This is a genomic window from Candidatus Merdisoma sp. JLR.KK011, from assembly GCF_036941125.1.
Taxonomy (GTDB): domain Bacteria; phylum Bacillota; class Clostridia; order Lachnospirales; family Lachnospiraceae; genus Laedolimicola.
On record NZ_JAYWSZ010000003.1, the window covers coordinates 2,336,413 to 2,359,314 of the forward strand.

General features: G+C 50.1%; 23 protein-coding genes. 5 read left to right on the plus strand and 18 right to left on the minus strand.

Going from position 1 to position 22,902, the window contains the following annotated elements; all coding sequences use genetic code 11:
* Window positions 1-51 precede the first annotated feature (51 nt).
* The 12 genes from VV089_RS12545 to VV089_RS12600 form a co-directional block, all read right to left on the minus strand.
* Window positions 52-1,329 (minus strand): M15 family metallopeptidase, encoded by a 1,278-nt coding sequence (locus tag VV089_RS12545; RefSeq protein ID WP_334336079.1) that lies wholly within the window; start codon window positions 1,327-1,329, stop codon window positions 52-54.
* A 201-nt stretch (window positions 1,330-1,530) separates the two neighbouring features.
* A complete protein-coding gene (locus tag VV089_RS12550) occupies window positions 1,531-2,175 on the minus strand; it encodes an ABC-2 transporter permease (RefSeq protein ID WP_172542227.1) in 645 nt (214 codons plus the stop codon).
* Between the two features lie 49 nt (window positions 2,176-2,224).
* Window positions 2,225-3,091, minus strand: coding sequence for an ABC transporter ATP-binding protein (locus VV089_RS12555; protein WP_334336080.1), 867 nt, complete (start codon window positions 3,089-3,091; stop codon window positions 2,225-2,227).
* A gap of 246 nt (window positions 3,092-3,337) precedes the next feature.
* On the minus strand, window positions 3,338-3,712 hold the full coding sequence (locus VV089_RS12560) for a GntR family transcriptional regulator (protein ID WP_172542223.1): 375 nt from the start codon (window positions 3,710-3,712) through the stop codon (window positions 3,338-3,340).
* Window positions 3,713-3,885: 173 nt separating this feature from the next.
* Window positions 3,886-5,139 carry a C40 family peptidase gene (locus tag VV089_RS12565; protein ID WP_172542221.1) on the minus strand — a complete coding sequence of 418 codons (1,254 nt, stop codon included), beginning with the start codon at window positions 5,137-5,139 and terminating at the stop codon, window positions 3,886-3,888.
* A gap of 122 nt (window positions 5,140-5,261) precedes the next feature.
* A complete protein-coding gene (locus tag VV089_RS12570) occupies window positions 5,262-5,897 on the minus strand; it encodes a peptidoglycan recognition protein family protein (RefSeq protein ID WP_334336082.1) in 636 nt (211 codons plus the stop codon).
* A gap of 46 nt (window positions 5,898-5,943) precedes the next feature.
* The gene (locus VV089_RS12575; protein WP_172542217.1) at window positions 5,944-6,594 is read right to left on the minus strand and encodes a potassium channel family protein; all 651 of its coding nucleotides are present in this window, start codon (window positions 6,592-6,594) and stop codon (window positions 5,944-5,946) included.
* A 34-nt stretch (window positions 6,595-6,628) separates the two neighbouring features.
* Window positions 6,629-7,996, minus strand: a complete 1,368-nt coding sequence (locus VV089_RS12580) for a TrkH family potassium uptake protein (protein WP_334336083.1) — start codon at window positions 7,994-7,996, stop codon at window positions 6,629-6,631.
* 108 nt (window positions 7,997-8,104) lie between these two features.
* On the minus strand, window positions 8,105-8,650 hold the full coding sequence (gene yfcE, locus VV089_RS12585; protein ID WP_172542215.1) for a phosphodiesterase: 546 nt from the start codon (window positions 8,648-8,650) through the stop codon (window positions 8,105-8,107).
* Window positions 8,647-10,164, minus strand: a complete 1,518-nt coding sequence (locus VV089_RS12590) for a 4Fe-4S dicluster domain-containing protein (RefSeq protein WP_172542213.1) — start codon at window positions 10,162-10,164, stop codon at window positions 8,647-8,649. The genes yfcE and VV089_RS12590 overlap by 4 nt, the downstream gene beginning before the upstream one ends.
* A 159-nt stretch (window positions 10,165-10,323) precedes the next feature.
* The gene (locus tag VV089_RS12595) at window positions 10,324-10,593 is read right to left on the minus strand and encodes an acylphosphatase (RefSeq protein ID WP_334336084.1); all 270 of its coding nucleotides are present in this window, start codon (window positions 10,591-10,593) and stop codon (window positions 10,324-10,326) included.
* A 64-nt stretch (window positions 10,594-10,657) separates the two neighbouring features.
* On the minus strand, window positions 10,658-12,133 hold the full coding sequence (locus VV089_RS12600; RefSeq protein WP_172542209.1) for a sensor histidine kinase: 1,476 nt from the start codon (window positions 12,131-12,133) through the stop codon (window positions 10,658-10,660).
* A gap of 163 nt (window positions 12,134-12,296) precedes the next feature.
* On the opposite strand from VV089_RS12600, the gene VV089_RS12605 reads away from it, so the two are divergent.
* Window positions 12,297-12,983, plus strand: coding sequence for a response regulator transcription factor (locus VV089_RS12605; protein ID WP_172542207.1), 687 nt, complete (start codon window positions 12,297-12,299; stop codon window positions 12,981-12,983).
* A 64-nt stretch (window positions 12,984-13,047) separates the two neighbouring features.
* On the opposite strand, the gene argH is transcribed toward VV089_RS12605, so the two are convergent.
* The 6 genes from argH to VV089_RS12635 all read right to left on the minus strand — a co-directional run bounded on the left by argH (window position 13,048) and on the right by VV089_RS12635 (window position 19,132).
* Window positions 13,048-14,439: an argininosuccinate lyase gene (gene argH / locus VV089_RS12610; RefSeq protein ID WP_172542206.1), complete on the minus strand. Its 1,392-nt coding sequence runs from the start codon at window positions 14,437-14,439 to the stop codon at window positions 13,048-13,050.
* 147 nt (window positions 14,440-14,586) lie between these two features.
* On the minus strand, window positions 14,587-15,207 hold the full coding sequence (locus tag VV089_RS12615) for an epoxyqueuosine reductase QueH (RefSeq protein ID WP_334336085.1): 621 nt from the start codon (window positions 15,205-15,207) through the stop codon (window positions 14,587-14,589).
* Window positions 15,208-15,250: 43 nt separating this feature from the next.
* Window positions 15,251-16,114 (minus strand): M15 family metallopeptidase, encoded by an 864-nt coding sequence (locus tag VV089_RS12620; RefSeq protein WP_334336086.1) that lies wholly within the window; start codon window positions 16,112-16,114, stop codon window positions 15,251-15,253.
* Between the two features lie 84 nt (window positions 16,115-16,198).
* The gene (locus VV089_RS12625; RefSeq protein ID WP_334336087.1) at window positions 16,199-17,044 is read right to left on the minus strand and encodes a hypothetical protein; all 846 of its coding nucleotides are present in this window, start codon (window positions 17,042-17,044) and stop codon (window positions 16,199-16,201) included.
* Between the two features lie 21 nt (window positions 17,045-17,065).
* Entirely contained in the window at window positions 17,066-18,478 is a 1,413-nt protein-coding gene (locus VV089_RS12630; protein ID WP_334336088.1) for a sensor histidine kinase, read from the minus strand.
* The gene (locus VV089_RS12635; RefSeq protein ID WP_334336089.1) at window positions 18,479-19,132 is read right to left on the minus strand and encodes a response regulator transcription factor; all 654 of its coding nucleotides are present in this window, start codon (window positions 19,130-19,132) and stop codon (window positions 18,479-18,481) included.
* A 147-nt stretch (window positions 19,133-19,279) separates the two neighbouring features.
* Between VV089_RS12635 and VV089_RS12640 the strand changes: the two genes are divergently transcribed.
* From VV089_RS12640 to VV089_RS12655, 4 genes are all read left to right on the plus strand, one after another.
* Window positions 19,280-20,047, plus strand: coding sequence for an ABC transporter ATP-binding protein (locus VV089_RS12640; RefSeq protein WP_334336090.1), 768 nt, complete (start codon window positions 19,280-19,282; stop codon window positions 20,045-20,047).
* A complete protein-coding gene (locus tag VV089_RS12645) occupies window positions 20,040-20,837 on the plus strand; it encodes an ABC transporter permease (RefSeq protein WP_172542194.1) in 798 nt (265 codons plus the stop codon). The genes VV089_RS12640 and VV089_RS12645 overlap by 8 nt, the downstream gene beginning before the upstream one ends.
* Window positions 20,838-21,062: 225 nt before the next feature.
* Window positions 21,063-21,731, plus strand: a complete 669-nt coding sequence (locus VV089_RS12650) for a response regulator transcription factor (protein WP_172542192.1) — start codon at window positions 21,063-21,065, stop codon at window positions 21,729-21,731.
* A complete protein-coding gene (locus tag VV089_RS12655; RefSeq protein WP_334336091.1) occupies window positions 21,728-22,804 on the plus strand; it encodes a HAMP domain-containing sensor histidine kinase in 1,077 nt (358 codons plus the stop codon). The genes VV089_RS12650 and VV089_RS12655 overlap by 4 nt, the downstream gene beginning before the upstream one ends.
* Window positions 22,805-22,902: the final 98 nt, after the last annotated feature.

Below are 22,902 nucleotides of genomic sequence, written 5' to 3' on the forward strand. Positions count from 1 at the left end.
TGCTGCATTCATTGAGTGAGGGATCTTTTTTGCGATATGATACCGCCTTGCTCAGACAACCGGCGGCGTCTCCACAGGAGCTTCCTGCGGCGGATCTGCCGGGGGCTCCGGATCAGGAGGCGCTTCCTGCTGAGGCGGCGTCTCCGGCTCGGGAGGCGCCTCTGGCTCGGGAGGTGTCTCCGGCTGGACGGGAGGCGCCTCCGGCTCTTGTGTAACCGGAGGCGGTACCTCCGGCGGCTGTTCCGGCTGAGACGGTTCCTGGGGAGGCACAGTCTCTGCCGGCGGAACGACCGGCGTCTCCGGCTCCTGTGGTGCTGCCGGGGGATCCGCCGCCTCCGGAATCACCGGAGCTGCAGGTTCCTGGGGTTCTGAAGAATCGTGATTCCCATCGTCTGTCTCATCTTCCTCTCCTTCGGTTTCCGGTACTGCCGTATCCTCCGGCACCTGCACAGGTACAGGTACAGCCTGGCGGCCGGACTGCTTCTTCTTCTCTGCCATAGAACTGTCATATTCCACCGGGGTTCCCTTGGAAATAGGAATGGCGCCCAGATATTCCTCTAAGGTCTGCCCTGTCTCCTTCATCTCCAAAGCCGCCTTCTCGCCCACATAGCGGAAATGCCAAGGCTCATAGATAATTCCTGTAACCTCCGTTTTCCCATTGGGATATCTTAAAATAAAACCATAATCGTAGCAGTTCTCCTTCAGCCACTGGAAGCCCTTGGTCTTTTCCTGCTTTTCATCCAGACGGCGGTACTCTGAGGATACAAAGTCCAGAGCCAGCCCGGCCTGGTGCTCGCTGGTTCCCGGAACAGCCACCACCTCCGCAGCCCGTTCCTTTGCCTCTGCATAGGAGTAATCCATCATCACGCCCTCCTCGATCTTTGCCTCGTGAAGGGCAATCTGCTTGTCCATGGTGCGGTAGGATGAGGTTACATATATGTATACCCCGTCCTTTCTTGCCGCCTTCACCATAGCCATATAATCCTCATAAGCCCGGGCGTCAATCTTATGGCCGCCGCCGATACTTTTCAGTTCCACCTCAAAATCATCCGGAAGGGGATGTGTACGGTTCACCAGAATCAAGTTCCAGTCATCCGGAAGATCTTCCTCCCAGACCTCTTCCGTCTCCTCCTCCGGGCTGGCATCCGTCTCCTTCGCCATCCGAAAGGCCTCTTCTCCCAGAAGCTTCCCCTCGTCTATGACTTCCTCTTCCGTATTGCTGCGATTCAGATTACCTGCATATACCGTTCCTATCACCATTCCCAGAGAGAGAATACAGAGCACTCCTGCCAGGAAATTAATCAGTCTTTTTTTCTGCCTTCTTTTCATTCGCCTGTTATCCCATTTCCTCAATATCTATGAAAAAGTCTTGTTCCTACTACAGTATATAGGAAATATTACCGCCAGGCAAGTAGCTTTTTACAAAAATTTCTTAATAATTTATGACTGCAATTCCTTCTGCTTCCTTATTTGGAGCAAACAGGCAGGAATCCGGCCCCTCTGCGGCGCCCCAAACCCCTCCCGGCTCTTTTACCACTCCCGTTTCCGGATGATCCGGATAGAGACGAGGTAGCTTCCAAAAAGATAGAGAGCCGTCAGGACCGCCGCTGATATTGCAAAAACGATCATCAAATCCTCCGTAATCCATTTTTCCAGCCCCAGTCCCACAACCAGCTTAAACACGCCGAACACACCGGCAAAAACGGCAATATAACAGATCAGCATCTGCATCCGCGCCTTCTCCACCCCCATTTTAAATACCAGAGGAAGCACGGTCGAATAGACCAAAAGAAAGATAGCCGCAGCCGCCGTAATGGAAACAATATTCTCTGTAAAGGAAGCCTTTTCCCCCTGGATAAAAAAGTTTATCAGCACATTTCCCGTCATACCCACCACAAAACCGGCAGCCAGAAGCAGCAAAAGCAGCAGGTACTTCGTCCGCACCAGATCCTCCCGGTTCACCGGCAGCGTCAGCGCATATTTGTCAAAACCAGCGGCCTCGTCATAACCCATACTGGTTAAAATCAGCATGGAAAAGCTCATAACCGTCATCATAGGAAAAAAAGACGGATTTTTAAGGAAAAAGCAATAGACTGTAAAAAATGCCAGAATCAAAATATACTGCTTTCCCACCTTTCTCAAATTGTAAATATCCTTTAACAACAAACCCTTCATTTTGTTCGCTCCCTTCTTTTATGTCTCCCGTCAAAGATTCTTACGCCCGTTACATTTTCTTAATATCATTTTTTACAATATACAGTAAAATGTCCTCAACAGTGGCCTGGTCAACCACATAGTCAGGATACTGCTCCTTTAAAACCTGACGGTTATTTACCAGAACCTCCACCTCAAAGCGGTTTTCCCGTACCCCCACAATCAAGGCCGGCTCAAGCCCTTGATACTGTTCTTTTGTGCACCTGACAATTCCGTAATCATACAAAAGGGCATCCTTATTCTCAAAAAACAAAACCTTCCCCTTATGAATCAGCAGAATATAATCACAGATTTTCTCAATATCGCTGGTGATATGAGAGGAAAGAAACACCGTGTGATCCTCCTCCTGGATAAAATCCATAAAAATATCCAGAATCTCACTGCGCACCACCGGATCCAAGGAGCCACAGGCGTCGTCCAGGATAATCAGCTTCGCCTTATGGGAAAGGGCTGCAGCTATAGACAGCTTCACCTTCATCCCCCTGGAAAATTCCTTCACCGGCTTTTTCCCGGGAAGCCCGAATTTCTCACAATAGCTTCTAAACGTCTCCGGCTCCCAGTTACGGTAAGTATATTTCATCATCCGGTTCACATCCTCCGTCATAAGGCCTTCCGGAAAGTAACACTCGTCAAATATAACACTGATCTGCTCCTTAACCTCCCGGCTCCCAGCCCCATCCTTCTGCCCCAGAAGCTCTACCATTCCGGCATCCTTCTGGATAAGATTCAGAATTGCTTTGATCGTAGTACTTTTTCCGGCACCGTTTTCTCCGATAAATCCCACAACAGAGCCCTTAGGCACCGCAAAGCTCACATTGTCAAGGGTAAAATCCTTATAATACTTCGTCAATCCTTCTACCTTTATAGCATATTCCATAATATCCTCCTATTCCAGTTCCGTAATGTCCCTTGTAACACACCTAAGCCTAAAACAGTTTCCAGCCACAAAAACATGTGTCTGTAAACTGTTTTGTGCGTTCCAAGGAACATTACTGTTTTATGGTCGCTGTGCGACAGCACTAAAGGGTAAAGCTGCTTCGCCACACCGGTAATGAGAGAAACTTTTATTCGAAAAAGCGCTCATAAAAGTTCCTCTCGTGCGCCTTTGCGGCTTTACCGTCCCCTACAGTTCCTCATACAGCATCTTCAAAACCTCCGTCAGCTCCTCCTCTGACATTCCATACTGCCTGGCCGCGTCAACAGCAGCCTGGAGATGATGTTCCACAGCCTTTAACTGCTCCTCCTTAACAAACTCCCGATCCGCCTCCTTAACAAAGCTGCCCTTTCCCACAATCGTAGTAATAAACCCATCACGCTCCAGGTCTTCATAAGCCCGCTTAGTAGTAATCACACTAATACGAAGCTCCTTAGCCAAAAGCCGCATAGAAGGCAGCAAATCACCGGGACTCAAAGTCCCATTCATAATCATAGCCTTAATCTGAGCCGTAATCTGTTCATAAATCGGTTTCCCACTTGAATTACTAATAATAATATTCACATATCCACCTCTTTTGCTCTATACCAAGCACACAAATTCCGCATTTGTATATAGCTGTTATATTGTATATATCATATATATACTCTATTGTCAATATACATTTTATCAACTAACAAAAAAACTGTGCCGCCAATCCATACCAGCAGCACAGCCAAAACCCATTCATATTCTCTTTAATAATACCTACGCACCGACCGAATAGACCGATACAACGCATTCTCCGTCTTAATTCCAGTAGCCGGCGTACTCGCATGCACGATCCGTCCACCTCCCAAATAAATTCCTACATGTCCTCCATAATAAATAATATCCCCCGGCTGTGCCTCCGAATAGCTGACCTCCCGGCCCGCACGCCCCTGGGCATCAGACGTCCTTGGAATGTTAATTCCAAAATTACGAAATACCGACTGGGTAAATCCAGAACAGTCCGCACCGTTCGTGAGGCTCGTCCCTCCGGATACATAAGGTCTCCCCACATACTTTAACGCAAAATTGGCAATCGCACTGCCTGTAGAACTGCCTCCGCCCACAGAAGTGCCCCCACCGGAGCTTCCAGAGTTTCCGGAACTTCCGGAACTTCCGTCAGAGCCCCCGTTTCCATTGGAAACCGCGCCGCCTGTAATTGTCCCGGTAGAACCGCCGGAATTATTGTTATTGGCAGCAGCAGCTGCTGCGGCCGCCTCTGCTTCCCTTCTCCGCCGTTCTGCTTCCAGCTTCTTTAGCTGCGCCGTCTGCTCTTTGATCTTGTTCTTATATTCTTTTGCCTTTGCCTGGGCGCTGGCAAGCTGATTCTCATAGTCGGCTTCCTGGGCCTTCTTCTGGGCCAGAGTACTTTCTACAGCCGCCTTTTCCTCCTCGTACTCTGCCTGGAGCGTCTCCAGCTCCAGCTTCTCCTGCTCCAGCTGATCTCGAAGCTCCGCAACCTGCGCACGGGTCTCCTGATAAGCCGTCAGCATCTCCCGATCCTGCTTGTGAATCTCATTGGCATACTCCTGCCGGTTCAAAAAGTCCGCAAAACTGCTTGCCTCCAAAAACATAGTGAGATAGTCAGCCTCGCCCTCCTCGTAGATATACTGGATCCGAAGCTTCATAGCCTCATACTGCTCTTCCTCACGCTTTTTGGCCGCTTCGTAGTCTGCCTTTGCCTGTTCAAGCTCTTCCTGCTTCAGCTCCAGATCTCCGGCCAGAATCTCCAGATTCATCACCAGCTCCATCAGCTCCGAGCCCAGGGAATCTATCTCTGCAAGCACAGCCTTCTGCTGGCTTTCAATGGTCTTCATCTGATTGTTGATCTCGTCCAGCTGGCGCTGCGTCTCCTTCTGCTGCTTCTTCAGATCCGCCTCTGTAGCGGATGCCTGTATAGAAAAACAAAGACACATCGTCAACACGACTGCTATCACTCTGCTATGTATTTTTCTTTTCTTCATCCTGCCCTCGCTTTACAAATCTTCTTATGGTATCACAGTTATGTTTTATTATAACTGCTTCCCATAGGGAATTCAACACTTTCCAGAATTTATGTGAACCTTAAAAAAATCTTAAAAAAATTCTATTTTAGATCCTCCAAAAACTGCTCCCACGCATCCTCATGCTCCACATAATACAGCGGACAGGGCTTGCCGCCTGCATCGTAGTGGCGCAGCACGTCCTTTGGCCATAAATCGTACTCATACAGCAGCCAGTCCGTCAGGTGCAGAAGGGACTGGTAGGTTGCATCCGTAAACTTTCCGTCCTCTGCAAGAATGCAGCATTCAATGGAAATGGAGTCATAATTCCGCCCCTTCACCGCATAGGCAATCTCTTCTAAGGGAATGCATTGTATAATCTCCCCGTCATACCCAATGATAAAATGGGAGCTTGCCGACGTTTCCTGGGTATCCTTCAGATTCTCAAAATAACTCCGGTTCTGCTCTGCCGAGGTTCCGGGATTGGCCGTATAGTGGACAAAAATATTTTTCACCTTTTGAAGCGCTTCCCCTGGTCTGGAATAGGGATTCTCCGTAAGCAGATCCTCCAGAATCTCCGGCGGCTCTACCGGCTCCCGCTTGGCCTTCCGGTAAATCTCGTGGATGCCAAAGCCCATTCCTATCCCAAAAAGCAATACGATAAAAAGCGCCAGTATGCGGATAAAAATAATCTTTTTCCTCCGCTGCCTTTTTCTGCGTTCCCACTCTCTTCTGCTCATCCTTCTGCCACGCCCCGGTTTCATTTTCTGCTGACTTTTTTCCTCTCTACATTCTATGCAGGATCTTGTCAACATCTTTCTTCTTTCCAATCACCATCAAATGCTGATCCTTCTCAAAGATATGATCGGCCGAAGGAAGCAGGCTTAACTCCTCTCCTGTCTTTATTCCAAGAATGTTTACCTGATACCTTGCCCTAAAATTAAGCTCCCTGATGCTGTGCCCCGGCCACTCCTTCAAAAGCGGAATCTCATAAATACCGTAATCATCCGTCAGCTCCAGATAATCAAAGACATGATCCGAGCTGAACTTCTTCGCCGCACGCTCCGCTGTATCCCGTTCCGGATAAATCACCTCGTCCGCCCCGTTGCGCAGCAGAAACTTCGCCTGGATATCCCGCTCCGCCTTGCTGACTACATAGGCCGCCCCCATCTCCTTCAGCAGGCTGGTGATCTCAAGGCTGTTCTGAAAATTTCCGCTGATGCACACAAAGCATACGTCAAAATTGCGGATGCCCAGACTTTTCAGCACCTCCACATTGGTGCAATCTCCAATCTGGGCGCTGGTGACAATGGGCAGCAAGTCTGCCAGACGCTCCTCTTCCTCATCCACAATCATAATTTCATTATCCAATTCTGCCATGTTCATGCAGAGCAGATGGCCGAACTTTCCCATACCAATCATCAATATTGATTTCATACAAAAATCCTCTTCCTTAAAATTCCGTCAACTCTCACCCTACCGAAATCCGTTCCGTAGGCTTCTGAGCCGGCGAGGTCTGCCTGTTTTCCGTAAAAATCAAGGCAAAAGTCAAGCTTCCCATCCTGCCGCAGTACATCAAAAACATGAGAATCAGCTTGCTGACCGCCGACAGGCCGCCTGTGATCCCCACCGAGATTCCTACGGTTCCAAGAGCGGAAACCACTTCAAAAAGCACATCCGCCAGAGGAAGCTGCTCGAGAGCCGTCAAAGCCAGGGTTCCAAACAAATCCAGCATCAGGCTTAAGGTCAGAATAGCAGCCGCCCGCTTCACCACTTCCTCCTCCAGCCTTCGTCCGAACATCTCCGCCCCTTTTGTCCGCCTTAAGGTGGAGCGCAGATAAATCAAGAGCACTGCCAGGGTGGTTGTCTTTATTCCTCCGGCCGTAGATCCGGGATTGCCGCCCACAAACATCAGCATTGCCATCCAAAGCTTGCTGCTGTCTCCAAGTGCCGCTGTCTTTGCCGTATTAAAGCCTGCCGTCCGGGTAGTAGCTGACTGAAACAGGCTTAAAAGGATCTGCTTTCCCACCGGCTCCCCGGCCAGAATGCCGCCCCGCTCCAGAAGATAAAACAGCAGGGCCCCTCCAAATAAGAGGATTGCCGACATGGACAATACCAGCTTGGTATGAAGGCGGTAACGGCGGAAATGCCATTTATTTTTCAGCAGATCATCCCATACCAGAAAGCCGGTTCCGCCTATCATAATCAAAGCGATCAAGGTCAGATTCACCAGCGGATCCCCTGCATAGTAAGTCATGGAGCTTCCGGCCTCCCGGACGCCCATCAGGTCAAAGCCGCCGTTGCAGAAAGCGGATATGGAATGAAAGATCCCATAGTAGAGGCCCTTTCCCACTCCGAAGTCCCCGATAAAGCGAATGGAAAGAAGCAGCGCTCCCAGGCCCTCGAAAAGCAGCGTCCCCAGAAGCATCTGCCGCACCAGCTTCACAATGCCTCCGATCTGCAGGGTATTGACGCTTTCCTGGAGAATCCCCCGTTCCTTCAGGCCGATTCTCCGCCGCAAAAGCAGGGAAAAGGTAACGCTGAAGGCCATAAGCCCCAGACCCCCCAGCTGTATCATCACCAGGATCACAAGCTGTCCGAAAAGGGTCCAGTGCCGGAAGGTATCATGCACAATCAGCCCTGTTACACAGGTAGCGCTTACCGCCGTAAACGCTGCGTCCAGAAGCGTTGTGCTCTCCCCCTCTCTTGTTGCAAACGGCAGCAGCAGCAAAAGGGTGCCCGCCACAATGATTCCAAGAAAGCTTAGTGCTATAATCTGTACTTTGGAAAACCGGGACGGCCGCATAAGCCGTTCCATTTTCCGTTCTGTCTGTTCCAAATCTCCTCACCAACCATATCCATGCAAAATTTTACTGTTCCCACAGGCGCCTCCTGCTGCCATCCACATCTCCGCAATGCAAAAGCTTTGCGTAACCCGGCATTCACGTCAATGAAATGAAAATTCCTGTTTTACAGTCCCGTCCAAATCCTTCCAGGTAAACAGCCCCTCCTCCAGAATCATATATCCATGCCAGCTTCCCTCTTTGGGAATGGACACAGAGCCGGGATTTAAGTATACATAATGATCCGTCTCCCTGCACACCGGCACATGGGTATGGCCATGAAGGAGGATATCCCCCTTTTTCAGCATGGGAAGATTTTTTTCGTTAAAGTTATGCCCGTGAGTGGCAAAAATCATCCTGTCATTCACATAGAGAATGCAGTATTCCGCCAGAATGGGAAATTCAAGAACCATCTGATCCACCTCTGTATCGCAGTTGCCCCTGACGCAAAGCAGCTCTTCCTTCCTGGCATTCAGCATGGCAAGAACCTCCTTGGGCGCATAGCCCTCTGGCAGGTCGTTCCGGGGGCCGTGATAGAGAATATCCCCCAGCAGAAGCAGCTTCTGTGCCTGCTCCCGATCATAAGCAGCAAGCATCTGCTCACAAAAGCCCGCTGCCCCATGAATATCTGATGCAATCATTATTTTCATTGATTCTTTTCCTCCAGCATCTCCAGGTATTCCTTGTAATCACTGGAAAATACACTCTGGCTTCCGGCTTTTTTCATGCTCAGCTTCACCTGGCCCTTGGATGCAGTGGGGCTCTTCAAGGTGCCGGCTCCTCCCACACAGCCGCCCGGGCAGGCCATACCCTCCAGAAGATAACCGTCGTACTGTCCCTTTTTCGCCAGATCCAGCATTTCCCGGCAGGCACGCAGTCCCTCGGCGCTCTGTACTTTTACCTCACGATCCGGATCCATTTCGTGAATGCAGTTTACTACAGCGGAGGCCACGCCGCCGGTTACTGCGAATCCTCTTCCATCGCCGCTTGCATCCGCCAGCTTCTCAGACTGGGTAATGGCCTCAAAGTCCACGCCCTTTGCCTCGAACATACCCATGACCTCTTCAAAGGTCAGAACAAAATCCACATCACTGCGTATGGTTCTGCGGCTTGCCTCCAGCTTCTTGGACGCACAGGGCCCTACAAAGACAACCTTGCATCCGGGATGCTCTCTTTTCAGCAGGCGTCCGGTAAGCACCATGGGAGTCAGCGCCATGGAAATGCAGTGTGCATACTCAGGATACAGCTTCTTTGCCATCACAGACCAGGCCGGACAGCAGGAGGTTCCCATAAAGGGCTGCTTCTTCGGCACTTCTTCTATAAAATCCCTTGCCTCCTCGATGGTACAGAGATCGGCTCCCACAGCCACCTCCATCACATCGGCAAAGCCAAGCTGGCGGAAGGCTTCCTTCACCTTCTCTGCCGGCAGCTCCTTCCCCCACTGGCCCACAAAAGCCGGCGCAAGGGCCACATAGACGGGCTCGTCACTTTTGATGGCATGAATCACCTGGAAGATCTGGCTCTTGTCGGCAATCGCTCCGAAGGGACAGTTTACCAGGCACATACCGCAGGATACGCATTTATCATAATCAATGTCCGCCCGGCCGAATTCATCGGTGCCGATGGCGTCTACGCCGCAGGCCTTGGCGCAGGGGCGCTGCATCTGGATGATGGCGCTGTAAGGACAATTTTTCATACATTTTCCGCATTTGATGCATTTTTCCTGATCTACCACGGAGCGGCCGTCCACAATGGAAATAGCGTCCTTTGGACAGACCTCCTTACAGGGATGGGCCAGGCAGCCCTGGCAGGCATCCGTCACCCTTACCTCATTATCCGGACAGGCGTGGCAGGCAAACTTGATGATGTTTACCAAAGGCGGATCGTAGTACTTCTCGGCAATGGCGCTCTCCTCGATCCCCTGGGATACCGGGGCGTGCTCTGTCATTTTCCGAAGGGGAAGACCGATAGCCAGACGCAGACGTTCTTCTACAATGGCCCGCTCCAGGAATACGCTCTCCCGGTAGGTTGCCACCTCGCCGGGGATAATCTTGTAGGGCAGATCGATGATCCGGGAATAGTCGCCGCCCTCGTAAGCCATACGGGCAACTTCAGTGAAAATCTTCTGACGGATTTCTACTACATTGGTATAGACACCTCTCATGCTTTTATCCTCACTTTTTTGATTTTTTAAAAACCTACAGGTGCTGTATGTACCAGCCAATTATAAAAATTTTACCATATCTGAGAGAGGCTGTGAACAATTTTCATAAAAAATTAAGCTTTGTATCACACTTTCTCAGACCATTGAAAGAACCCCCTTCTAATACTGGGTACGGAACTTCTTTTCTTTCTCTTTGATCGGAAGCTCCATACTCTCGGTTTTGCTGATTCGGATATACATGTCCTCATTCAGAAGCTCCAACAGCTTTTCTATCGCTCCCGTCTCCCCCTGAACCTCCATCTCCACCCGGCCGTCGGGCAGATTGCTGACCCATCCGGTCAGTCCCAGACGCTTTGCCGCCCAGGAAGCCCGGAAGCGGAAGCCCACACCCTGAACCCGTCCGGAAAAATAAATATGCCTGCGTACCATGTCTTCTGTCTCCTTTCCCTGCTTTTGTTACTGCTCATCCCGTGCCCGGCAGCCTGCTTTTCACTCACTTTGCCTTGCCGTCGGCTTCAAACCAGAATTCCACGCCGTTGTCATAATTCCTTACACCATAATCCTTATTCATGGATTCCATCACAGCCTTCACAATGGAAAGACCGATGCCGCTGCCTCCGTATTCCCTGGTCCGGGCCTTATCCACCTTATAAAACTTGAGCCAGATTTTATCCAGATCGCTCTCCGGGATAGGACTTCCCGTGTTGAACACGGATACCCGTACCGAATCTGCATTTCTCTCTACCTTTACCTCGATGATCCTGTCGCCCTCACAGTGATTAATGGCATTGCTGATATAATTGGTCACCACCTGCTCTGCCTTGAACTCGTCCGCCCACACATAGAGGGGTCCCTCTGCCTTGAAGCTTAAGCGGATCTCCTTCTGCTCCAGCAGAATTCCCACAGAATTAATGACATTCTGCACCAGATCCACAATGTCAAACCGCTCCATAGAAGTCATGTCATTGCCAAATTCCAGCTGGTTGAGGGCAAGGAGGTTCTTCACCATAGCATTCATTTTCCCCGCCTCATCCATAATCACCTCACAATAAAAATCCCGGCTTTCCGGATCATCGTTGATGCATTCCTTCAGCCCCTCTGCATAGCCCTGGATAAGCGCAATGGGCGTTTTCAGCTCATGGGACACATTGGAGAGAAAATCCTTGCGCATCTCGTCAATCTGAATCTTATGCTCAATGTCTTTCTGCAGCTCATTATTAGCCGTCTTTAACTCGGAAATCGTCTTCTCCAGAGTTTCCGAAAGCCGGTTCATATGCTGGCCCAAAAGACCGATCTCATTGTTCTGGCGGGAGGTAAACTTGGCATTGAAATCCAGATCCGCCATCCGCCTTGACAGCTCTGCCAGCTCCATCATAGGCCGGGACAGCCGCCGGGACAGCCACCAGATAAGAAGGGAGCTTGCCACAATCCCGGCCCCTCCGATGTAGGCAAAGAAGCGGCTGGAAAGCTCTGCGCTCTCCCGGATGCTCTCCACCGCCGTCCGCATAATAAAAGGCTCCCCGGAATCCAGGGTTCCAATCAGCTCCAGATAGTCTGCCTGGGTCAGTATATCCCGGCTCTCACGGATGACATAGCCGTCCCCCTGCACCAGAACGTGGGCCGCCTCCGGCACCTCCATCTCAAAAATATAGGCATAAAGCTTTCTCTGGAGAGTCTTGTAATCCCGGTTGCTGTAGAGTCTGGGATTGCCGCTGGTGTCCATGACAAAGAGGGAAATATTGTCCGTGACGCAGATTTGATCCAGCTCTGTGATAAAATCGCTCTCCTCCAGACGCCCCTGGGCCACTCCGCTGTTCAGCACACTGTATGCTTTTAAAATCACCCTCTGTTTATTCCTGATATAATAATCCTCCAGAAAAAACTGGTTCACAAGCCAGCAGCAGATCAGCGTTATCGTCATAACGCCGATAAAACAAGCTGCCATCTGGCGCTTAATGGAATGCTTCATTCTTCTACCTCAGCCCTATTGTTTTCTTTAAGCACCATATCACAGATCGGGACGGATTTCAACCGTCCCTCTGCTGCCTGGAGATTTTTCTGTCTGTTCACAAAAGAGACATATTTCTTTGTTATAGTATAGAAAGATACGGAAATAAGCGGAGGGTTCATTTATGGATAAATTGAAAATTCTGGTTGTGGATGACGAAAGCAGGATGCGCAAGCTGGTGAAGGATTTTCTGGTAAAGCAGAATTATGAGGTATTGGAGGCCGCAAACGGCGCAGAAGCCCTGGATCTGTTTTTTGAAACGGAAGGAATCGCCGTGGTGATTCTGGATGTGATGATGCCCAAAATGGACGGCTGGCAGACCTGCCGGGAGATACGGGAATACTCCAAAGTCCCCATCATCATGCTCACAGCCAAGTCCGACGAACGGGACGAGCTTCAAGGCTTTGAGCTGGGCGTGGACGAGTACATCTCCAAGCCCTTCAGCCCCAAGATTCTGGTTGCCCGGGTAGAAGCCATCCTTCGCAGAACCAGCACCCGAAGCGTGGATGACATTCTGGCTGCCGGCGGCATTGAGCTCAACAAATCCGCCCATCTGGTCACCCTGGATGGCAATTCCCTGGATCTGAGCTTTAAGGAGTTCGAGCTTCTCGCCTACTTTATGGAGCATGAAGGCATCGCCCTCTCCCGTGAGAAAATACTCAACAACGTCTGGAACTACGACTATTTCGGAGATGCCCGAACCATCGACACCCATGTAAAAAAGCTGCGGAGCAAGCTGGGGGAAAAAGGGGAGCTGATTAAGACCATCTGGGGGATGGGGTACAAATTTACCACGGAAGAAGCTTCTTAAGAGACATAAAGAAGGAGCCGCCGGGAAATGGCTGATGCTGTATTTCCCGGCGGCTCCTTTTTGTCTATCTTAAGCAGCCCTGATTCTCAAGCCACTCCTGGTTCTTCCGGATCACTTCTCTCATAGCCTTCTCCCCAGGCGCTCCCAGGGTCAGACGCTTATTGACACAGGTATCCATGCTCACAGCCTCATAAACATCCTCCGCAAACACCGGGCTGATGCTCTTAAGCTCCTCAAGCTCCAGCTCCTCAATGGCCTTCCCCTGCTCAATACAGTAGAGCACCAGGCGCCCAATCACTCCATGGGCATCCCGGAACGGCACCCCATGATTCACCAGATAATCCGCTGCATCCGTAGCGTTGGTAAATCCATTTCTCGCACTTGCAGCCATCTGGGGCTTATTGAACTTCATCGTATCCAGCATCCCCGTAAAGAGCGCCAGACACCCCTTCACCGTATCAAAAGCATCAAAAGTCAGCTCCTTATCCTCCTGCATATCCTTATTGTAGGCAAGAGGCAGCCCCTTCATAGTCGTAAGCAGGGAAACCAGTGCGCCGTACACACGGCCCGTCTTTCCCCGTACAAGCTCTGCAATATCCGGATTCTTCTTTTGGGGCATAATACTGCTTCCCGTACTATACGCATCATCAATCTCCACAAACCGGTACTCATTGGTATTCCAGATAATAATCTCCTCCGAAAACCGGCTCAGGTGCATCATAATCGTAGACAACGCCGAAAGCAGCTCAATCAGATAATCCCGATCCGCCACCGAATCCATACTATTCAGGGTCGCCCCCGCAAAGCCAAGAAGCTCTGCCGTATACTCCCTGTCCAGAGGATACGTCGTCCCTGCCAGGGCCCCTGATCCAAGGGGACAGTAATTCATCCGCTCATAGATATCCGAAAGCCTCCCCCGATCCCTCTTAAACATCTCAAAATAAGCCCCCAGGTGATGGGCCAGCGTAATCGGCTGAGCCTTCTGCAGATGGGTAAAGCCCGGCATAACTGTCTGCACATGCTCCTCCATCAGCCGCTGCAGCACCTCAAGAAGCCCCCTCACCAGAGCATCTATCTCACAGATCTCATCCCTGGTGTAAAGCTTCATATCCAGAGCCACCTGGTCATTCCGGCTGCGCCCTGTATGAAGCTTCTTCCCCGGATCCCCGATCCGTTCAATCAGCGTCGCCTCCACAAAGCTGTGGATATCCTCATACTCATCGCTGATATCCAGCTTCCCGCTCTCCACATCCTCAAGGATTCCCTCAATCCCCTTTAGGATCACATCCCTTTCATCCTCCGAAAGAATCCCCTGCTTTGCCAGCATCCGCACATGAGCCATGCTCCCTTTCATATCCTGCTTATAAAACTTCTTATCAAACGAAATAGACGCATTAAAGTTATAGACCAACTGATCGGTCTCCTTTGTAAAACGTCCTCCCCAAAGCTGTGCCATAATCATTCCCTCATCTTTCCCCGGCCCGTTCCTGTGATTTCAAAAAAGCATCTGCCGGACGCTGCCATGTAATTTTCATCCATCTGTAATAACATTTCTCTAAATATAGCACAGTTTTCCCCCAGGTTCAAGATTTCCCCAAAAACTCTAATTGCTTCTCTCCCGAAGCGAATACACGCATCCGCAATAATCCTGCCGATAAAGCCCATACTCCCTGGACAGCTCAATCGACCTTTTATACCCGTTCCGCTTCTTAAAATCACTATTCAAATAAGCCACCCCATACTCCCTGGCCAATTTCTCCCCAATCTCATTAAGCTTTTCGGCATCTTTAAGCGGACTGATCGACAGCGTTGTCGTAAAATAATCAAACGCCCCGGCCCGGGCCATCTGCGCCGCCTCCAGAAGCCGCAGGTGATAACAGCGGAAGCACCTCTCTCCCCCTTCCGGCTCAAGCTCAAGCCCTTTTGCCATCTCGTAAAACCGCTCCTGCTCATAAGGCCCTTCCAGAAAAGAAATCCTATGCTTTGCCGGCAGCCGCAAGATAAGCGCTTCCTGCTCCTTCACCCGTTTTTCATACTCCTCAGCCGGAAATATATTCGGATTGTAATAAAAAACCGTAACAGAAAAATACTCCGAAAGATATTCCAGCACATAGCTGCTGCATGGAGCGCAGCAGCTATGCAGTAAAAGCCTGGGCGTCTGCCTCGCTTCTACAAGCTTCTCAATGGTTCCCTCTAGTTCCCTCTGATAATTTCTCTTGTTCATTTCCTGCACACATCCTGTTTTTCATTCTATCTATCCCATGCAGCTACAGACTGCTGCCCGTCACGCCCAGATACTCCTCCAGGCAGATGCCCCGTTCCATGATCTCCTTCGCCGCCTTCTCGCCTACATAACGGTAATGCCAGGGTTCAAAGATAATGCCTGTCTCCTCCGTCTTATCCGTTGGATACCGCAGAATAAACCCGTATTTCCAGCAATTTTCCTCAAGCCACCGGGCTTCCTCCGTCCGGGCCTGTTTTTCATCGAGAATCTGGTAATCCCTTGCCACAATATCCACAGCCAGCCCCAGATTATGCTCGCTGGTGCCCGGCAAGGCCACCTCCGTGCCCGCCTTTTCCCTGGCCGCCTCGCCGGTAAGCCCTGTTTCCGCCGTCACCCTGCGTACCTTATCCTCAAACAAATCCGTCTGCTTCTCTATGGTACGATACGCCGAACAAACCCAGAAGTCAAGTCCTTCCCTCCGGCCTGCCGCAAGCATTTCCTGGAGATACCCCACGGCTCTGGCGTCAAAATAGTAATTGTTCTCTATCTCCGCAACCGCCGGCTTGTAGCCGTTCTCCATAGGGTTCCATTTATTTACCAGAACCAGCTTCCAGGCCTCTTCATCGCCGGCCTCTTCTCCTGCAGACGCATAGTCTCCTGCAGTTTCCTCCGCTTCGGAAGGTTCCTGATTATTCCTGCCGTATTCTGTCTGTCCTATATCTTCTGCCTCGGCTTGGGCAGGTCTCTCCTCCGGATTCTTTGCAAATACAATCCTTCCGCACAATACCCCCAGCAGGAAGGTAAACATACAGAAGCCTAAAATCTTCCTCTGCATGGCTTGCTTACGCTTTCTCTTTCTCTTTCTCGTTCCTCTGTTTTCATATTCTGCTTCTCTGTATCTACGCATATTTCATCACCTCGTATTTTTATCATAGAGGCGGCTTGCATCAAAAAAGCATCAATTTTTAAACTTTTTGTTCCGAGATTACTCCTATATATTAACATCCATCTGAAATAAGCTTTCCGTAATTCCAAGCGTATACTGTATGGTATCACCGTTATCTTCAAAAACCACACGGAGCACCTGTCTATCCACAGATATTCCCCAGGCAAGGGCTACCTTCAGCCCTGCCTCCTCATAGCTGTAGCCTTTGCTTATGAGCATATCAATTTCTTTTTCAAAAAGCTCTTCCTCCGCTCCCTGCCCGATTCCATACCAGCCGGTGCTGCTGGCCTTCATCTCGCAGCCCAGATATTCTGCCCAGCGCCGGGCAAGCTCTTTTTGTTCCTCCATCTCCATAGACATATCCCTGCTTAATCCAATCGCTGCCCCTGCATAATCCGCAACCGGCCCCGCCGCATATTGGGCAAAGCTTACAATCTTTCCCGTCTCGTCATCCAGAAAAAATGAAACGTCATATTCCAGCGTTTCCACATATCCCTGCCAGAACATAATCGACCTTTCACTGTCCTCCATATCCACATAAAAGGTGACCGTAGCTTCTCTGATCTTCATTGATTCCATGTCAAAATCTATGAGAATGTCCTGGTCTGCCAGAATCCCGATTTCCTTTCTTATCTGATCCTCTATGGTGTCCTTGTTGTAATTTTTTCCGTTTACCAGAGTCAGTGCGTTGACCGTCTCCTGGTTCCGAAGCTTAAGCTTCTCCGACAGCGTCATAGAAATCTGCTCCTTCAGCACAACCTCCTGCACTTCCTCAATTTCACTTTTTCCGGTCCGCTGTTCGTCCTGCCATTTCAGAACACGAATGGGCAGAAAGAAACTGGCTGCGGTCAGAAAAAGCAGAAGAACTCCGGTAATCACATAATTTTTCACAACGTGCCTCCTATTCCAGTCTTATTCCAGTTCCGCCTCCAGGAAGATGCGCACCATGGTTCCCTTGCCCTGTATGCTCTTAAAGGTCATAATCCCCCCGTGGCGCTTCACAATCTCCTGGCAGATGGATAAGCCAAGCCCCGCTCCTCCCTGCTGCCGGGCCCGGGACTTGTCTACCATATAAAACGCCTCCGTAATCCGGGAAAGCTCCTCCTTTGGAATCCCCTTTCCCGTATCCCTGACGTAGATGGCAAAGCCCTCTTCCTCCCTGCGGCCCAGCAGGTAAAGGGTTCCTTCCCCTTCGATGGCCTTCCGTCCGTTGTCCAGGAGGTTTAAAAGCACTGTTTTCATTAAGTCCGGCTCCAGCATCAGCGTCGCGTCCTCCACAATCACCTTCAGCCCGATGCCCAGCTTTTTCAAGGAAGGCGTTAGCATCCCCTTGATGTCCTCCGCAAGCCAGCGGATTTTCACCGGCTTAAGCTCCAATTCCTGGTTTTTTACCACCATCAGATCCAGAAGCTTAAAGGAGAGGGATTCCAGACGCTTTCCCTCCTTAAAAATGTAATTGGCCGCCTGGAACTGCTCTTCCTGGGTGACCTGTGTGGTCCGAAGCATATCTGCATATCCAATCATGGAGGTCAGCGGCGTCTTAAGCTCATGGGCAAAGCTTCCGATAAAATCCTCCTGCCTCCTGGCTGCATCCTCCAGCTCCTGAAACTGCTGTTCCAGGTTATCCGCCATATGATTAAAGTCCGCAGCCAGATCCCCGATCTCATCCTTACTCTCCATCCTGGCCCTGACGCTTAAGTTTCCTCCGGCAATCCTCCGGGTGGCCCTGGACAGCCGCCTTAAGGGGCGCAGAAGCCAGGAGGCCATTGCATAGCAGAGAATACTCTGAACTGCCAGAAGCCCGGCAAGCCACTGTCCGTAAATCCGGTATTGGGACTCCCTCTCCTCAAAAAGCTCGGTTACGTCCCGGATGCTCTCCAAGTACAAAAACGCATCCTCCCCCAGGCAGACCATGCTTGCCGTCTGAAGCTCATAGCCGCTTTGAGTCTTCCGCAGCATATGTCCCCGGCTGGTTCTTGTGATGGCTTTTAAAAGCCCTGTATCCGGGCCCGTCCCCGTATTGTCATAGAGCACCTGGCCTTCCCTGTCGGAAATCCTTATCTTAAGGCTGCTTCCCGCCATTCCGTCCACCATAGCGTCCGCCGTGCGCCGCACATTTTCCTTGCTTGGCTCCATATCCTGTATGGCAGCGCTCCAATAAGCCGCAAAGGAATACTGAAGCATCCGGTTCTCCTCCCCGGCGTTGGCAGCCTCTCTCTGGTAGGTAGACTGAAATAAGGCGGATATCAGCACGTATCCGCCAATGGTGAAGATCAAAAGACTTAGCATAATGGTTGAAAAACATATTTTCCAGGAAAATTTCATCTATCCCTCCAGGCGGTATCCCACCTTGTAGACTGTGACAATCTTATCCTCCCAGCCTATCTTTTTGCGCATCCGCTGTACATGAAGATCCACCGTGCGGCTGTCTCCCATATATTCCCCTCCCCAGATACGTTCGTAAATGGTCTCCCGGTAGAGGGCTACGTTTTTATTGCGGACAAACAGCAAAAGAAGCTCGTATTCCTTCTTTGTGAGATTGATGGGAGCACCGTCCCGTTTTACAATCCGGGAAGAGGTGTCTATAACCAAATCGTGTACGGTGAGAATGTTTTCTGTCTTGTGATAACGCCGGAGCACGGTTTCCACCCTGGCCAGCAGCTCGATGATCTCAAAGGGCTTGGTGAGATAATCGTCGGCCCCCAGCTTCAGGCCCTTCACCCGGTCTGTGACGGATGCCTTGGCCGTGAGGAAAATCACGGGAATCTCCAGGGGCGTTATATAGTTCATCAATTCGTAGCCGTCCACCTTGGGAAGCATCACGTCCAGAAGAATCAGATCGTACCTGGCTTTATCCAGAGCGTCCGCAGCAGCCATGCCGTCATAGACACAGCGGCAGGAGTAGCCTGCTTTTCTTAAGTTTACGGCTATGAGATTGGAAATGGGTCTTTCGTCCTCGACTACTAAAATCTGTATCATTTTGTTTCCTCTTCTCGTCAAATACTAACAGCTTGTATCACAAAATTTACATCATTAGTGTATCATAGTTGCATCAAAAAAGCACCATTTCCTGCTGCCCTCATAAAATAGCTATATATTACGGAACTATTAATAGGAGGCATGCTTATGAACCCTTTACTGGAGCTTTCCCATGTCAGCTACTCCTACCATGAAGTGAACGGGGAAACCCTGGCCCTGTCCGACATCTCCTTTCAGCTGGAGAGCGGCAGCTTCCTGGCCATTGTCGGCCCTTCCGGCTGCGGAAAATCCACGCTTCTGTCACTGATCAGCGGCCTTCTTGAGCCTGAGGAGGGCACGATTTCCTTCCTGGGGAAGTCCCTTAGGGAGGCCGGATCCAACATCGGATATATGCTGCAAAAGGATCATTTGTTTGAATGGCGCACCGTCTACAGCAATGTGACACTGGGCCTGGAGATACAGAAAAAACTGACCCCCAGGCACCTGGCTTCTGTGGATGCCATGCTGGAAACCTATGGTCTTTCTTCCTTTCGGGACGCCAGGCCCTCCCAGCTCTCCGGAGGCATGCGCCAGAGAGCGGCCCTGATACGCACCCTGGCCCTGGAGCCGGATCTTCTGCTTCTGGATGAGCCCTTTTCTGCGCTTGATTACCAGACGAGGCTTTCCGTCTGTGACGACATTGCCGCCATTATTAAAAAAGAAGAAAAAACTGCCATTCTTGTTACCCATGACTTGTCAGAGGCTATCAGCATGGCGGATCAGGTACTGGTGCTTTCCAAACGGCCCGGACGGGTGCAGAGGCTGGTTCCCGTAGCCTTTGCCATGGAGGAACGCACGCCTATGCGATCCAGGAATGCGCCGGAATTTAAAGACTATTTTAATCTTATCTGGAAGGAGTTGAATATAAGTGGCTGAACCGTCTCTTGCTCAGCAAAGCTTTCTGGAACAGCGGAAGCGGAAGCTTCGGGCCATTACCCTTGCCCGTATCTTTATTTTCCTTTTGTTCCTGCTTATCTGGGAGGCAAGCGCAAGGCTTCATCTGATTGACGCCTTTATTTTCAGCAGCCCCAGCCGCGTCTGTGAAATATTTGTTTCTATGATGGCCGACCGGTCTGTTTTTATGCATATCGGCACGACTCTGGCGGAAACGCTCTTAAGCTTTTTCCTGGTGTTTCTGTTCAGTCTGCTGACTGCCGTTCTGCTGTGGCTCTTCCACAGCCTTTCCCGGATTCTGGAGCCTTATCTGGTGGTGCTCAACAGCCTGCCTAAGTCTGCCCTGGCCCCTCTTCTCATTGTATGGCTTGGGGCCAATATGAAAACAATTGTCGCAGCCGGCATGTCTGTGGCTGTATTCGGGAGTATTTTAACGATTTACACGGGATTTTCCGAGGTGGATCCAGAAAAGGTTAAACTAATCTACACTCTGGGCGGAAATAAGAGGGATGTGCTCCGCAAGGTTGTACTTCCCAGCTCCGTTCCCATCTTTATCAATACCATGAAGGTTAATATCGGCCTCTGCCTGGTTGGGGTGGTGATCGGGGAATTTATCGGCAGCCGGCAGGGGCTGGGGTATCTGATTATTTATGGGAGCCAGGTGTTCCAGCTTGACATGGTGCTGATGTCCATTGTGATTCTCTGTGTGATGGCCATGATTCTTTATCAAGGGATTAACCTTGTGGAAAAGCATTGTCTGAAGCGGTTTTGACCATTGGGCCTGTAAGAATCCGTGAACGGGTTCTAAAAGCCGCTGCCGCAAAAAAACAGGAGATGCAGACGGCACCTCCTGGAATACATATTTTTCTTCCAATTTCTTCAATTAATATCCCTTTCGCCTCCACTTTTCTGCCAGCTGCTCTGTGAAAACCAGAAGATACGTGCAATTATACGTTGCATGTGTTAAACTAAGGTGAAATGAAAGAGGAAGCATACTATGGCAAAAATTCTAATTGTCGAAGATGAAAAAAATATGCAGGAAATTATCGCCGAATATATGCAGCGCGGCGGCCATACTTGTTTTACCGCTGACGACGGCATGGATGCGCTGCTGGCGCTGAAAAGCAATCCTGTGGATTTGATGATACTGGATATTATGATGCCCCATGTTGATGGATTTTCCGTCTGCAGGATGGCAAGAGAAATGAGCAGTATCCCTATTATCATGTTAACAGCGAAAAGCAATGAGGACGATAAACTAAAGGGCTATGAATTGGGCGCAGATGATTATATGACAAAACCATTCAGCCCCAAGGTGCTGCTGGCAAAGGCCAATGCCTTATTGCGCCGCTCTCCTGCTCTTTTGGCCGATACGATAAACGCCGGTAAAATTTCAATCAATGCCGCTTCACATAAAGTTTTTCTGGAGGGAAAGGAGATCACGCTGACCCACAAGGAGTATGAGCTTCTTTACTTTTTCATGTCGAATCCAGGCCAGATTTTCAGCCGAGAGCAATTGCTCAACCGCATATGGGGATATGATTTTGAGGGAACCACCAGAACCGTAGATACGCATATCAAAACCCTCCGCCAGAAATTGGGAAGCGAGGGCAGGCACATTGTTACGCTTATCCGGTCCGGCTACAAATTTGAGGTGACAGCATGAAAATAAGTGGACAAATGAACGTTTTTACCATTCGGAAAAAAATACTGCTGGCTTCCAAACTGATGGGGATTATTCTGGTGTTATCTTATGTGTTTTCTACCAGGCTGCCCTTAAGCGCAGATGTCTCCCTTATCATCTGGCTGATATTTGTTGCCGCCTTAATCTGCGCGGTTGATTTATGGATGGCCCGGTTTATCTCAAAGCCCGTGTCGGAACTGAATGAAGCCGCTGGGCGGATGGCGAATTTAGATTTCTCGCATCTATGTAAGGTATCGGGACGCGATGAGTTTGGGGAACTCTCCCACAGTCTGAATATTATGGCCCAGAATCTGCAGGATACATTCGGGGCGCTGGAACACGCCAACCGGAAACTGGAGCAGGATGTGGAACAGAAAAAGCGTCTGCTCTCTGAGCGCAGAGAGCTGGCAGACAGCCTTTCCCACGAAATGAAAACGCCCCTGGGCGTGATCCAGGCTTATACGGAAGGACTGCAGGATGAAACAGAGGAAGCGAAAAGGCAGCATTACTATGAAGTCATTATAAAAGAAACGGAACGCATGAGCTGCCTGATTACCACTCTGCTCGACTTATCTGCACTGGAAAGCGGAGCTGCCGGGCTTCACCCGGAACGCTTTGAATTCGTTGAATTTCTGGAAACGGTTGCCGGACGGCTGCTGGTTGATGCCCCAGATGCTGATTTTAACCTGCAATATGAATTGCCAGAGCTGCCTGCCTATGTCAATGCCGATAAGGGCAGAATGGAGCAGGTACTGAACAATCTCATCGTCAATGCAAAACGAAACGTCCGCCCTGGCGGTATTTTGAAGCTTTCGCTCACAGAACGGGAAGGGATGCTGGACTTTTTTATCTACAATCAGGGACAACCTATCCCACAGGAAAATCTTCCAAAAATCTGGACAAAATTTTACCGCGATAAAAACGCAAAATACAGCGGCTCCGGGTTAGGGCTGGCGATTGTGGCACAAATCCTTTCCATGCATCATCTAAAGTATGGCGCTTCCAACCGGCAGGACGGCGTGACCTTCTATTTTTCTATTCCTTCTATAAAATAAACCGTGCCAAAGGCTTCTGTTTCTATAAAGAAATGGAGGCTTTTTCTTATCGTATAAAAGATTTCACACCGAATTCACACCAATTTCACATAAACTTC

Excerpts from the sequence above, each read along its gene's own strand:
- VV089_RS12555 (WP_334336080.1), bottom strand. The coding sequence starts at position 3,091 with ATGGAATATGCTATAAAGGTAGAAGGATTGACGAAGTATTATAAGGAT.
- VV089_RS12605 (WP_172542207.1), top strand. The coding sequence starts at position 12,297 with ATGGATAAATTGAAAATTCTGGTTGTGGATGACGAAAGCAGGATGCGC.
- VV089_RS12635 (WP_334336089.1), bottom strand. The coding sequence starts at position 19,132 with ATGATACAGATTTTAGTAGTCGAGGACGAAAGACCCATTTCCAATCTC.
- VV089_RS12590 (WP_172542213.1), bottom strand. The coding sequence starts at position 10,164 with ATGAGAGGTGTCTATACCAATGTAGTAGAAATCCGTCAGAAGATTTTC.
- VV089_RS12655 (WP_334336091.1), top strand. The coding sequence starts at position 21,728 with ATGAAAATAAGTGGACAAATGAACGTTTTTACCATTCGGAAAAAAATA.
- yfcE (WP_172542215.1), bottom strand. The coding sequence starts at position 8,650 with ATGAAAATAATGATTGCATCAGATATTCATGGGGCAGCGGGCTTTTGT.
- VV089_RS12640 (WP_334336090.1), top strand. The coding sequence starts at position 19,280 with ATGAACCCTTTACTGGAGCTTTCCCATGTCAGCTACTCCTACCATGAA.
- argH (WP_172542206.1), bottom strand. The coding sequence starts at position 14,439 with ATGGCACAGCTTTGGGGAGGACGTTTTACAAAGGAGACCGATCAGTTG.
- VV089_RS12650 (WP_172542192.1), top strand. The coding sequence starts at position 21,063 with ATGGCAAAAATTCTAATTGTCGAAGATGAAAAAAATATGCAGGAAATT.
- VV089_RS12570 (WP_334336082.1), bottom strand. The coding sequence starts at position 5,897 with ATGAGCAGAAGAGAGTGGGAACGCAGAAAAAGGCAGCGGAGGAAAAAG.
- VV089_RS12550 (WP_172542227.1), bottom strand. The coding sequence starts at position 2,175 with ATGAAGGGTTTGTTGTTAAAGGATATTTACAATTTGAGAAAGGTGGGA.
- VV089_RS12545 (WP_334336079.1), bottom strand. The coding sequence starts at position 1,329 with ATGAAAAGAAGGCAGAAAAAAAGACTGATTAATTTCCTGGCAGGAGTG.
- VV089_RS12615 (WP_334336085.1), bottom strand. The coding sequence starts at position 15,207 with ATGAACAAGAGAAATTATCAGAGGGAACTAGAGGGAACCATTGAGAAG.
- VV089_RS12630 (WP_334336088.1), bottom strand. The coding sequence starts at position 18,478 with ATGAAATTTTCCTGGAAAATATGTTTTTCAACCATTATGCTAAGTCTT.
- VV089_RS12575 (WP_172542217.1), bottom strand. The coding sequence starts at position 6,594 with ATGAAATCAATATTGATGATTGGTATGGGAAAGTTCGGCCATCTGCTC.
- VV089_RS12595 (WP_334336084.1), bottom strand. The coding sequence starts at position 10,593 with ATGGTACGCAGGCATATTTATTTTTCCGGACGGGTTCAGGGTGTGGGC.
- VV089_RS12600 (WP_172542209.1), bottom strand. The coding sequence starts at position 12,133 with ATGAAGCATTCCATTAAGCGCCAGATGGCAGCTTGTTTTATCGGCGTT.
- VV089_RS12565 (WP_172542221.1), bottom strand. The coding sequence starts at position 5,139 with ATGAAGAAAAGAAAAATACATAGCAGAGTGATAGCAGTCGTGTTGACG.
- VV089_RS12620 (WP_334336086.1), bottom strand. The coding sequence starts at position 16,114 with ATGCGTAGATACAGAGAAGCAGAATATGAAAACAGAGGAACGAGAAAG.